Source organism: Thalassolituus sp. LLYu03, assembly GCF_050507655.1.
In the GTDB taxonomy this organism is placed as follows: domain Bacteria; phylum Pseudomonadota; class Gammaproteobacteria; order Pseudomonadales; family Oceanobacteraceae; genus Venatoribacter.
Genome location: NZ_CP191496.1, coordinates 2674641 through 2686295, shown reverse-complemented (window position 1 = coordinate 2686295; position 11655 = coordinate 2674641). Strand labels below are relative to the sequence as shown.

The window sequence follows — 11655 nt, the reverse complement described above, 5'->3', positions numbered from 1 at the left end:
GTGTCGTGATTGTACGCGGGTCGGTTACTGCCCGATGCTGAGCGTCGGGCGGAAGTGGTAGGGCTGCGGCAGCTGTGGCGGCACCTGAGGATACGGGTTGGCGCCAATCGCGGCTTTCACGGCCCAGTCGTCGATGGCGGGGTCGCCGCTGGAGCGCACAATATCGACGTCGGTGGCGATCTGGCCGTAGCGTATGGTCAGGCTCAGACGCACACTGCCGCTGAAGCCGGCCGGGGCCTCTACCTGCTGACGCAGATGCGCCAGTATCTGTTGCTGGTACTGTCTTTCCACCGGGTCGCTGCTCAGCTCATCCTGACGGTCGGTAAGCCCTGGCTGTGCCACGCTTGCCGCTTCCTGTTTCTTTTTCTGTTCAACCGCTTCGGTTGCTGGCTCTGGCGTTGTGAGGGCTCGTGTGGCTGCAGCGGCTTTGCGCGGCGTTATTGGTGTGCCAGTGGGCTTTGTCGTTTGGGGTTCGTCTGTCGATGTTGCCGGCGCCTCATCATCAGCCGCCGGCGCCCCATCTGCGGACGCTGGCGGCTGATGATCGGCGGGTGTTTTCAGTGTCTGGGCGCTGAGTTCGGTGAGGCGGAGGTCGGCATTAATCACCCGCATGGCGGGCGGCGTCTGGTGGGTATCGGGCCATAAAAACAGCAGGTGCAGCAGCGCCGACAGCGTCAGGGCACTGACCAGAGGGTGGCGGCGGATGGCGTCCGGTATCCTGTGCACGGCATTCCTTGTAATGACATTCTGGCGGTTTTCACACCCTGTTCGGTTTTTATAAATCCCGGTTCAGATTTTATAAATCGTTTGGGGGGTTAATAAAACCGTGGCTGCCGAGCTGGCGCACTTAATGTTAACAAGCGCTGAGCCGGCCATGTATCATACCGGCCAGCGTGCCCGCCGGGCACAGCATCGGGCGTATTCCAATCAGAGAATACCCCGGCAACCGATGATTTATCACAGGGAGTAACACCATGAGCGTTCTGGTAGGTAAAAAAGCCCCGGATTTCACCGTTCCTGCAGTTCTGGGTAACGGCACCATCACTGAATCGTACAACTTCGCAGAAGCGACCAAGGGCAAATACGCTCTGGTGTTCTTCTACCCACTGGATTTCACCTTCGTGTGCCCGTCTGAGCTGATCGCTCTGGATCACCGCATGGGTAAATTCGCTGAGCTGGGTGTTGAGGTTATTTCTGTATCGATCGACTCCCACTTTACCCACAACGCATGGCGTAACACCCCGGTGGAAAAAGGCGGCATCGGCGCTGTTAAGTACACCATGGCGGCTGACGTTGATCACGGCATCTGTAAAGCCTACGACGTAGAAACCGCCGGTGGTGTGGCGCTGCGTGGCGCGTTCCTGATCGACAAAGAAGGTGTGGTACGTGCTGCCAACATCAACGACCTGCCACTGGGCCGTAACATCGACGAACTGATCCGTCTGGTGGAAGCGCTGCAGTTCCATGAAGCCCACGGCGAAGTGTGCCCGGCCGGCTGGAACAAAGGCGACAAGGGCATGAACGCTTCTCCGGAAGGCGTTGCCAAGTACCTGGCCGAAGAAGCCGGTAAGCTGTAAGACGCTGTTAACAACAGCAACAAAAAAGCCCGCCCTGAGCGGGCTTTTTTGTACCTCATGGCATAGGCTTAGTGGGAATAATTCATGAGTAAGACTGAATGCGGATTCTGTGGCTGGCACTGTTGTTTGTGCCCTGGATGGCGGATGCCGATGATCTGACGGAGCTGACCTGGGTGGTGGCGCCGTATCCGCCGTTTCATATTGCCGAGGGGCCGCTGGCCGGAAAAGGCATGGTCGATGTGGTGGTGCCGCACATGCAGGCGGCCGTGTCGGGCTTTCATCATGTGATCGGCGTGATGACCGATTCCCGCTCGTGGCAGGAAATCCGCGAAGGGCGCAATGTCTGCCAGCCGGCGGTGCTGAAAACCCCGGAACGCGAACGCGTGGCGGTGTTTTCCGAAGCTGGTGCCATCGTGCCGTCCATGGTGCTGATCATGCGCGCCGAGCAGAAGCAGCGTTTATTCGGCAAGCGGAAAACCATTGCCCTGCGCGAGGTACTGGAAAATCCGACGTTACGCATCGGCATGATCACCGAACGTGCCTACGGTGAGGTCGATTCTATGCTGCGCGCCCAGCACAACAGCGAGCGCCTGATACAGGTGTCGAACAACTACGGGCCGCTCAGTCTGCTGCGCATGCTCAATTCCGGGCGCATTGATGCCGTGGTCGAATACCCGTGGATTGTGCGTTATGTGGCAATGGGCCTGAGTGATATGCAGAGTCTGTCGACCATGGGGATTGATGAGCTGCAGCCGTTTTTCCGCAGCTATGTGGCTTGCCCGAATACCGACGTCGGACGTGAGGTCATCCGTCAGCTGAATGTCTGGATCCGCACTCAGTTACCGCTGGACGCCAATCGCCGCATCGTCGGCGACTGGCTGGACCCGGACACGCTGGAGCGTTATCAGGCGGCTTACGAGCAGATGATTGCGCCGGTGACGCGCTGAGGCTTGTTCGGGCCTCAGACATCCGCCGGCTTTGGTATTTACCGGTTTCAGGCTTTGACCGGTTTCAGCACGCGGGCCTGAAAACCCGCCTCCGTCAGAATGTAGGCCGCCGCTTCCGCCCGGCCTTCACCACACACCACGTATACAAACGCCTTTGACAGTTCGTCCAGACGCGAACGCAGCTGCCCCAGCGGGATGCACTGTGCACGGGGAATGGCGCTGACGCCGGCTTCCTGTGTCGTGCGCACGTCGAGCAGCACGGTACCGGTTTCGCCTTCCTCAATCAGATGCTCAAGCTCCGACTGGCTGACGTATTCCAGTACCGGGTTTTTCAGCAGGGTATCGAAATCGTCTTTGGTCAGGGTCATCAGCACGCCGTCACTGCTCATGGTGATGGTGGCATTGCGCGGCAGGTTGCTGATCAGGGCGTCTTCACCGAACAGATTGCCGTTGCTCAGCGCCGCCAGGGTTTCTGAGCGGTTATTGGTTTTGCGCGTCACCACAGCACGCCCGCATTTGATGACATAGCATTCGTTGCCTTCCTCACCTTCACGGATGATGACCTCACCGAGGGTGACCTCGCGTTCATTGAAACGGCTCAGCAGCTTCTGAATATTGCCCGGCGGCACCCGGTTGAACAGGCTTGAGGTCAGCAGCGCTTCCAGCCAGTCGGATTCGCTTTCGTCGAGTTCGTACGACTGGCGCAGTTCCGACCAGGTGGTGATGAGTTCCAGATACTGACGACGGATGGCGAACAGCTGGCACGGCACCTGAGTGATGGCCGCATGACGGTGGATGGCGTGGCTGGCGTCCAGTGCCAGAAAGTTCTCGTCGTCATCCCCTTTGATTTTGGTGATGCGGAACTGGTCGTCGGCCAGATCCACTTCGCCTTCCAGCAGGAAATGGCATTCGTCGTCTTCTGTACCCCGTTTGAACAGCATCTTCTTGGCTTCGGCGCGGTAAGCGCGGAAGTGCGGCATCAGCTCGGCGATGGTGTTCTCAGACAACTCATCGAACGGGATGAAGCGCTGAATCTGCAGCGGCGACAGCTCTGGGCTGTTGTTATCTTCCATAATTCAATGCCTGGTGGATAAGGTGAGCTTGTTATATCGACCAACTATAACAAAGGGTTCAGCCTAGTGTGAGTCCGGATTGGCTGCCTGTGGAAGGTGGATTTGTGGCAGGCCCATCGCGGGTGATGGTGGGGTAATGGCAGACGCCGGGGAACCTGAGGCGGCTGCAGGACTCGGAAAGAGACTTGTTCTGACAGGAGTCGCTGTATGCGCATTGCATCCCACATGGCCTCACCCTCACTGGTGGGCCACTACCGCACCGGACTGGCCATGCTGTTTTCGGCCATCTTTCATCTGCTGGCGCTGCTGCTGGTGGGCTTATCGGTGAATACGTTTTTAACCGGACTGGGTGAGCCCGGGTCCGAACTCATCTCGCTGGTGGTCAAAGCCATCAATACGCTGGTGATTGCGCTGGCCATGTATGAACTGGGGATTGGGGTCGGGAAGGAATACATCTCGGAAGAAGAGGGCGGCGACATAGTGCAGAACATGCGCCGCACCATCACCCGCTTTGTTGGCACTGTCTGCATTGCGCTGGTGCTGGAGGCGCTGATCATGATCATCAAATACAGTCAGCTCGATCTGGCCGGAAATCTGTATTACCCGGTGGCCATTCTGGTGGCCTGTGCCCTTCTGCTGGCGGCGCTGGGCGGCTTTCTAGCCCTGACCCAGCGCGTTGGTCGCCCGGCGGATTAAGCACCGGCGAGTTGGTTGTCTGGCGGATTAAACGCCGGACTGATCGCGGTTACGGGTGCGGGCCTGGCTCTGGGACACACCGGCGGTCAGGGCGAAGCGCATGGCGTCTTCAAACGACCAGTCGAGCAGCGTCAGGCGGCTGCGCGGCACAAAAAGAGTGTAGCCGCCCACCATGTAGCTCATCGGCAGGTACACAGTCACCAGATCCTCACTTTCGTTCACGGCTTTTACCGCTGCCGGAATTTTGCTGGCGGTAATAAAGCCGATCACCTGTCCCTGGCCGGGCAGGTCGATCAGAACCACCTGCTGGCCCTGCTGTTTCTCCTGATCGAACATGGCGGCAAAGTCTTTCACAGCGCCGTACAGGGTTTTCACCAGCGGGAAACGAAGCAGGGCATCCTCAACATACTGATACAGCCAGCTGACCGGATTGAACTGAAACAGCAGGCCGATCAGCAGCAGCGCCAGCAGCATCAGTCCCAGTCCCATGCCGGGAAACAGGCTGTCGATCCCCAATTGCTCCAGCAGGTTCAGACCCAGTCCGTTCAGCCACAGCAGGGCCGACCATAGCAGCCAGACGGTGACCAGTAAGGGCAGGACGACCATGGAGCCTTTCACCAGAGGTTGCAGTAGCAGGCGCTTCATCAGAGTTCCTTGGGCTTTATGTTAGTGGTTGCTCACGTTTGGTTCAGGTTCTCCTTGCGGGCCTGAAACGGGCAGAGCAGAATGGCGCGCAGTCTGGCACAGGTGTCCTGTGGCGCCAACTGTGGCAGCGAACCCGCGCCGCAACCGGGGCTGATCGGCGGCTTTGCCTGCCATTCCTGACGAAAAACCTTTACGTTAGTTAGTAACCACTTCTTATGAAGAAATTTTATATAACCCCTTGTTGGTGGGTACTAACTTCACAAATTACTTTAAGTTTGTGATGCAGGTTTAAGACTCTGTACGCTATTTCACCACCACTTTTTCCCACCTTCCTTTTATACCCCTCTAAGTCCTTGTGAAATAAAGCAAAAATCAGGATTTACGCTGGTTTCGCTGGCTTGCAAAAGGCCAGAGCGCTTTCTATAGTGTCGTAAAGTGGAGAATAGTGGGTAAATGTGGGTTATTTGGGTGTTAGTGATCACCCACATTCACTCAACAACTAACAGGAAGGACGCGAGAACTCATGTTCCGGGGGCTGCACTCGATCAATCTGGATGCTAAAGGGCGTCTGGCGATCCCGACCAAGTATCGGGAAACGCTGGCCGAGCTCTGTGGCGCCCGTTTGGTGGCCACCATCGACACCGAAGAACGCTGCCTTCTGATTTATCCCGTCAATGAATGGGAAGTGATTCAGGCCAAGATTGAGGCCTTACCCAGCTTTAACCCCGTTGCCCGTCGTATTCAGCGCCTGCTGATTGGTCATGCCACCGATCTCGAACTGGATGGCAGTGGCCGTGTGCTGTTGCCGCAGCCGCTGCGTGAATACGCCGAGCTCGACAAAGAAGTCGTGCTGATGGGTCAGGGCAAGAAGCTGGAATTGTGGAGCAAGGCGGTCTGGGAAGGCCGTCGTGATGAATACCTGGATATGGTCAGTCAGCCTGAACAGCTGCCGGCCGAACTGCAGAGTCTGTCGTTATGAATCTGAATGAATTTTTGCACACGACTGTCCTGCTGCAGGAAACCGTAGACGGCTGTCTGAATGACCCGGCCGGTGTGTATGTGGATGGTACCTTTGGGCGCGGCGGTCACAGCCGTCTGCTGCTGAGCAAGCTGGCGCCGGAAGGCCGCCTGATTGGTTTTGATAAAGACCCGCTGGCGATCAACAGCGGTAAAGAGCTGGAACAGGAAGACCCGCGATTCCGCATCGTGCAATCCAGCTTTGCTGACATGAAAGCGGAACTGACGGCGCTGGGCATCAATAAGGTAAACGGCATCCTGCTCGATCTCGGGGTGTCTTCGCCTCAGCTGGACGATGCCGAACGCGGCTTCAGCTTTATGAAAGACGGCCCGCTGGACATGCGCATGAATCCGGATGCCGGCCTCAGTGCATCCGAGTGGGTGATGACCACGGCAGAAGGCGAAATTGCCCGTGTGCTCAAAGAATACGGTGAAGAACGCTTTGCCAAGCGCATGGCGCGCGCACTGATTATTGCCCGTCAGGAAGAACCGATTACCCGCACCAAGCAGCTGGCCGAAATCATTAAGGTCGCAAACCCGGCGTGGGAGAAACACAAACATCCGGCCACCCGTGCTTTTCAGGCAATCCGCATTGCCGTGAATAACGAACTGGGTGATCTGGAAAACGCACTGGCCGACAGTGTGGATCTTCTGCTGCCGGGTGGTCGTCTGGCGGTGATCAGCTTCCACTCACTGGAAGACCGCATGGTGAAGCGCTTTATTCGCGCCCAGGAAAAAGGCCGCGATATTCCGGCCGGTGTTCCGGTGACCGACGACATGCTGGGCCGCACCATGGTGAAAGTCGGTAAAGCCATTATGCCGGGTGATGACGAAATTCAGCGTAATGCCCGTGCCCGCAGTGCGGTGCTGCGGGTGGCCGAGCGCTTGCCGCAATGAAAACCGGCGTTTGGCTGACGCTGTTGTGGGGTGCTGTGATGGCGTCCGCACTGGTGCAGATCAACGTTGTGCAGTGGCAGCGCGATCTGCTGCAGGTGTGGCAGCAGGAAGATGCAAAACGCGAACGGCTGCAACAGGAATACACCCGGTTGCTGCTGGAAAAAGGGGCTCTGACTGCGCACGGGCGCATCGATCAGGTCGCCAGAAAACAATTAAATATGACTGAACCCGAACAGGTGCAGGTGCTTCCGCAATGAACGCCAGACCGAACGAACCACAACAGACTGTGCTCACCGGCATGCAACGCTGGCGCTTCGCGCTGGTGCTGGGCGTGTTCGGTTGTCTGCTGGGTGGCGTTCTGGTTCGTCTGGTTTTATTGCACACCATTGATCAGCCGTTTCTGTTTGAACAGGGCGAAAAACGCACGGTGCGTGAAGATGTGCAGCCGGCCATGCGCGGCATGATCACCGACCGTTTCGGCAAGCCGCTGGCGGTCAGCACGCCGGTGGTGAATCTGTGGCTGAATCCGCAGCAGGTGAATTTGCAGGAATTACCGCAGCTCGCCAAGGATCTCGGACTGCCAGCAAAAGATCTGGTGAAGAAAACCAAAAGAGCGGCCGAACAGGGTCGCTCTTTCGCATATCTGAAACGTCAGGTTGAACCTGGTGCCGCGCGCCAGATTCTTGATCGCCGTCTGGCGGGTGTTTACGGCGAAGATGATTTCCGCCGTTTTTATCCGGCAGCCGAAGTAGCGGCGCATACCGTCGGTATCGTCAGCATTGATGGCAAAGGTCAGGAAGGTCTTGAGCTGGCGTTTGATCAATATCTGCAAGGGCAGGAAGGTTCACGGCAGGTGGTTAAAGACCTGTACGGTAACGTGATTAAACAGCTTAAAGTGAATTCCGTTGCCACCCCCGGCGCGAATTTAACCCTTACGCTCGATCTGCGACTGCAGTATCTGGCGTACCGCGAATTAAAAGCGGCGGTGGCTCAGCACCACGCAAAATCCGGCAGTGCCGTGCTGCTGGATGCACACACAGGTGATGTGCTGGCGCTGGTTGGGCAGCCTTCTTACAACCCGAATAATCGCGCCGGTCTGCGCCCGGAGCATATGCGCAACCGAGCCGTGGCCGACCTGATTGAACCGGGTTCCACCATGAAACCATTTACCGTGGCTGCAGCACTTGAGTCCGGTCGTTTTTCTCCGCGCAGCGAAGTGAATACGGCACCGGGTTATGTGCGCGTAAAAAATAAAACCATTCGCGATCACACCAACTACGGCGTGCTCGATATCACCGGCATTATTACCAAATCCAGTAACGTCGGTGTGACCTATCTGTCGCGCGAGCTGGGTGCGGACAATATCTGGGCATTTTTCAGTAAAGCCGGCATTGGTCAGGCAAACGTGCTCGGTTTTCCGGGGGAGGCCGTTGGCAGTCTGCCTTATCCGGAACAGCTGGATGCGCTGCGTTTAGCCACGGTTTCTTATGGCTATGGCCTGTCGGTTTCGCCACTGCAGCTGGCACACGCGTATACCGCGTTTACTCAGAAAGGCTGCATCCGTCCGCTGCGCCTGATTGTGACAGACGACAATACCGCTAATTGTGACCAGGTAATGTCGGCCAAAGTGGCGCGTCAGGTGCTGGATATGCTGGAAACCGTAACCGGTAAAGGCGGTACCGGTACCCGTGCCCGTGTCGCCGGATATCGTGTCGGCGGAAAGACTGGCACCGCGCATAAGGTAGGCCAGCAGGGTTACGAAGATTCTGAATACACCGCGGTGTTTGCCGGTGTTGCACCGATTTCCGATCCGGATCTGATTCTCGTTGTGGTGATCGATTCGCCACAGGGTAAAGAATATTACGGTGGTGAAGTCGCCGCGCCGGTATTTTCGCGGATTATGGGCCAGTCGTTGCGTCTGCGTCAGGTCGCTCCGGATGACGGCAAGGTATCGACCCTGCGTATGGCAGGAGGTCCGGCATGAAATTAAGCCAGATTGTGATGCCTGAGTTGTTCATGCCGCCGGAATGGGATCGCGATGTTCACCATCTGATTATTGACAGTCGTGACGTGCAGCCAGGTGATGTCTTTATTGCTCGCCAGGGCGCGGCCGCGCATGGTGCACAACACATTACTGATGCCGTACAGCGCGGTGCCGCTGCCATTCTTGCAGAAGGTGATGCACAGGGTTTCCGTTGTGAGTGGAATGACGACGGCGACACCATTCCGGTCTTTATTTCGGCGGACATTAAACAGCATCTGAATACCTGGTTATTCCGCCGTTACCCGCTCAATAGTATGTCGCTGATTGGCGTGACCGGCACGAATGGCAAAAGCTCGGTGACCCAATATATTGCCCAGCTGGCATCTGCCTGTGGTGAAGCCTGTGGTGTGTTGGGCACGCTGGGTAATGGTCGCTGGCCTCAGCTTGCGCCAACCCGGAATACCACGCCGGATTTGTCCATTATTCTGCGTAATTTAAGCGAATTAACGGAACAATCTGTGAACCTTACGGCGATGGAAGTGTCTTCACACGGCCTCAGCCAGAAGCGGGTTGCGGGTATCGGATTTTCCATCGCTGTGCTTACCAATCTTACGCAGGATCACCTCGATTACCACGGCACTATGGACCACTACTTTGCCGCCAAACGCGCATTGTTTGTTGACCATGGTGTGCAGATTGCGCTGATCAATACCGATGATGAATACGGTCGTCGTCTGGCGGCTGATAAGGCGCTGACCTGCAAGGTTATGCGTTACGGTCGCAACGCTGAGGCGGATGTCCGCTATCGCATGACGGCCTTAACCGGTGCTGGCATAGAGGCCGAGTTAACAACGCCCTGGGGTACCGGTCACCTGTCTCTGCCATTAATTGGCGAATTTAATCTGGCCAACGCCAGCGCGGCGATTGCCGCACTGGCGGCAAAAGGGCTGGATTTTAATGCCTTGTGTGCTGCGGCTTCTCAGTTGCAGCCAGTGGCCGGACGCATGGAGTTGTACACCAAAGCCGGTGCGCCCATGGCGGTTATTGATTTTGCCCATACTCCGGACGCGCTGAGCAATGTAATTGGCGCGCTGAAGCCCTGGGACAAACCGCTGACAACGGTTTTTGGGTGTGGCGGTGATCGCGACCGCAGCAAGCGTCCTCTGATGGCGGCCGTAGTGGCCCGCGAATCGGATTTTGCTGTGCTGACCGATGACAATCCGCGGACGGAAGATCCACACCAGATTTTTGCCGATGTATTGGCTGGTGCGCCAGAACTTGCTCATGAACATAACCGGACCGCGGCCATTCGTCAGGCGGTCACCTCTGCCGGAGCCGACGGTATCGTGCTGATTGCCGGCAAAGGACATGAAAATTATCAGGATATTATGGGTGTGAAACATCCTTACAGCGATGAATCTGTATTGCTGAGTCTGGGTTACCAAAAAGCCGGAGGAGCGCATGATTAAGTCATGGACTCTGGCCGAAATCGCTGCTGTTACGGGCGGTACCGTGCAGGGTGAATCGTCTCTGGTGATTTCAGGTATCAGCACCGACACGCGCAAAATTCAGGCGGGTGATCTGTACGTTGCATTAAAGGGCGAACGTTTCAATGGTCACGCTTTTATTGAAGCAGCGTTAGCCGCCGGTGCCGTAGCCGCTCTGGTGGATGAAGACGTCGACAGCCGGTTTCCCTGTGTCAGGGTCGACGATTGTTTGCTGGCACTGGGGCTCCTCGCCTCGGCCAATCGTGATCTGTTTACTGGTCCTGTTGTGTCGGTCACCGGCAGTGCCGGAAAAACCAGCGTCAAGCAATTAATGACCAGTGTGCTGAGCGAACGGTTCAATACCTGGATGACGCAGGGCAATCTGAATAATCACATTGGGGCGCCGCTGACCTTACTGGCACTGAAGCCTGAGCATGAAGCGGCCATGATTGAACTGGGCGCCAGTGGTCTGGGCGAAATTGCCTATACCGCGCGCTGGGTAAAACCACAGGTTGGCATCATTACCAATGCGGCTGAAGCCCACATTGAAGGTTTTGGCAGTCTGCAGGGCGTTGTCCTCACCAAAGGTGAACTGCTCGATTTTATTCAGCCGGGTGGCACTGCGGTGCTGAATGCGGACGATGTGTTTTATCCGCAGTGGGCTGAACGCGCACAGACTCAGCAATTAAGTTTCGGCTTTTCAGAGCAGGCCGATGTGCGTGCGCTGGCGATCGAAACCACGCTCAGTGGCAGTCGTTTTGTACTGGCCTTCAAGGGGCAGCAATGGCCGGCCGAGTTACCTCTGCCGGGCGTTCACAATGTGCGCAACGCACTGGCGGTTGCGGCTGCGGCGTTTGCTCTGGGTATGTCGGGCGACGAAATTACGTCGGGCCTGAAAAAAGCCGTCGCGGTTGGCGGTCGTCTGCAGTGGCTGGATGGTGTCAATGGTCAGCGCATTCTGAACGACGCTTATAACGCCAATCCGGCATCGGTTCGGGCCGCCATTGATGTACTGAAGCAGGCAGAAAACAGCTGGCTGGTGCTGGGTGATATGGCCGAACTGGGTGCTGATGAACTGGCGTTGCACGCCAGTGTTGGTGCTTATGCCCGCGAGCAGGGAATTAAACATCTGGTGGCAACGGGTAACCGTTGTCGTCAGGCAACGGACGCATTTGGTGCAGGAGCGCACTGGTTCGCATCCCGTGAAGAAGTGGTGCGATTTTTACAACAACAGACCCGCGATCAGGATGTTCTTCTGATTAAAGGGTCGCGCAGCGCCGGAATGGATGAAGTCGTCCACGCACTGCAAAAGAACACAGAGGAAAACTGATC

General features: G+C 56.8%; 12 protein-coding genes. 9 read left to right on the top strand and 3 right to left on the bottom strand.

The annotated features are described in order from the left end of the window. Positions 1 to 24: 24 nt before the first annotated feature. The gene (locus ACQUQU_RS12185; RefSeq protein ID WP_430459963.1) at positions 25 to 726 is read right to left on the bottom strand and encodes a TonB C-terminal domain-containing protein; all 702 of its coding nucleotides are present in this window, start codon (positions 724 to 726) and stop codon (positions 25 to 27) included. A gap of 248 nt (positions 727 to 974) precedes the next feature. Between ACQUQU_RS12185 and ACQUQU_RS12180 the strand changes: the two genes are divergently transcribed. Beyond that, entirely contained in the window at positions 975 to 1577 is a 603-nt protein-coding gene (locus ACQUQU_RS12180) for a peroxiredoxin (RefSeq protein ID WP_430459962.1), read from the top strand. Positions 1578 to 1675: 98 nt separating this feature from the next. Continuing rightward, positions 1676 to 2524, top strand: a complete 849-nt coding sequence (locus tag ACQUQU_RS12175; RefSeq protein ID WP_430459961.1) for a TIGR02285 family protein — start codon at positions 1676 to 1678, stop codon at positions 2522 to 2524. A gap of 47 nt (positions 2525 to 2571) precedes the next feature. Here ACQUQU_RS12175 and ACQUQU_RS12170 read toward each other — a convergent pair whose 3' ends face one another. Further along, positions 2572 to 3597, bottom strand: coding sequence for a cyclic nucleotide-binding domain-containing protein (locus ACQUQU_RS12170; protein ID WP_430459960.1), 1026 nt, complete (start codon positions 3595 to 3597; stop codon positions 2572 to 2574). A 207-nt stretch (positions 3598 to 3804) separates the two neighbouring features. Between ACQUQU_RS12170 and ACQUQU_RS12165 the strand changes: the two genes are divergently transcribed. After that, positions 3805 to 4293 (top strand): hypothetical protein, encoded by a 489-nt coding sequence (locus ACQUQU_RS12165; RefSeq protein WP_430459959.1) that lies wholly within the window; start codon positions 3805 to 3807, stop codon positions 4291 to 4293. A 27-nt stretch (positions 4294 to 4320) separates the two neighbouring features. Here ACQUQU_RS12165 and ACQUQU_RS12160 read toward each other — a convergent pair whose 3' ends face one another. Beyond that, positions 4321 to 4938 carry a DUF502 domain-containing protein gene (locus tag ACQUQU_RS12160; protein WP_430459958.1) on the bottom strand — a complete coding sequence of 206 codons (618 nt, stop codon included), beginning with the start codon at positions 4936 to 4938 and terminating at the stop codon, positions 4321 to 4323. A 523-nt stretch (positions 4939 to 5461) separates the two neighbouring features. On the opposite strand from ACQUQU_RS12160, the gene mraZ reads away from it, so the two are divergent. From mraZ to ACQUQU_RS12130, 6 genes are read left to right on the top strand one after another with little or no spacing between them, the layout of a single operon-like run. Beyond that, on the top strand, positions 5462 to 5917 hold the full coding sequence (mraZ, locus tag ACQUQU_RS12155) for a division/cell wall cluster transcriptional repressor MraZ (protein ID WP_430459957.1): 456 nt from the start codon (positions 5462 to 5464) through the stop codon (positions 5915 to 5917). Further along, positions 5914 to 6852: a 16S rRNA (cytosine(1402)-N(4))-methyltransferase RsmH gene (rsmH, locus tag ACQUQU_RS12150; RefSeq protein WP_430459956.1), complete on the top strand. Its 939-nt coding sequence runs from the start codon at positions 5914 to 5916 to the stop codon at positions 6850 to 6852. The genes mraZ and rsmH overlap by 4 nt, the downstream gene beginning before the upstream one ends. Beyond that, positions 6849 to 7109 (top strand): cell division protein FtsL, encoded by a 261-nt coding sequence (gene ftsL / locus ACQUQU_RS12145; protein ID WP_430459955.1) that lies wholly within the window; start codon positions 6849 to 6851, stop codon positions 7107 to 7109. Before rsmH ends, ftsL begins: the two co-directional genes overlap by 4 nt. Beyond that, complete coding sequence (locus tag ACQUQU_RS12140; protein ID WP_430459954.1) at positions 7106 to 8836, top strand: peptidoglycan D,D-transpeptidase FtsI family protein; 1731 nt, start codon at positions 7106 to 7108, stop codon at positions 8834 to 8836. The genes ftsL and ACQUQU_RS12140 overlap by 4 nt, the downstream gene beginning before the upstream one ends. After that, the gene (locus ACQUQU_RS12135) at positions 8833 to 10305 is read left to right on the top strand and encodes a UDP-N-acetylmuramoyl-L-alanyl-D-glutamate--2,6-diaminopimelate ligase (protein WP_430459953.1); all 1473 of its coding nucleotides are present in this window, start codon (positions 8833 to 8835) and stop codon (positions 10303 to 10305) included. Before ACQUQU_RS12140 ends, ACQUQU_RS12135 begins: the two co-directional genes overlap by 4 nt. Beyond that, the gene (locus tag ACQUQU_RS12130; RefSeq protein ID WP_430459952.1) at positions 10298 to 11653 is read left to right on the top strand and encodes a UDP-N-acetylmuramoyl-tripeptide--D-alanyl-D-alanine ligase; all 1356 of its coding nucleotides are present in this window, start codon (positions 10298 to 10300) and stop codon (positions 11651 to 11653) included. Before ACQUQU_RS12135 ends, ACQUQU_RS12130 begins: the two co-directional genes overlap by 8 nt. The last annotated feature ends 2 nt before the right edge of the window (positions 11654 to 11655 follow it).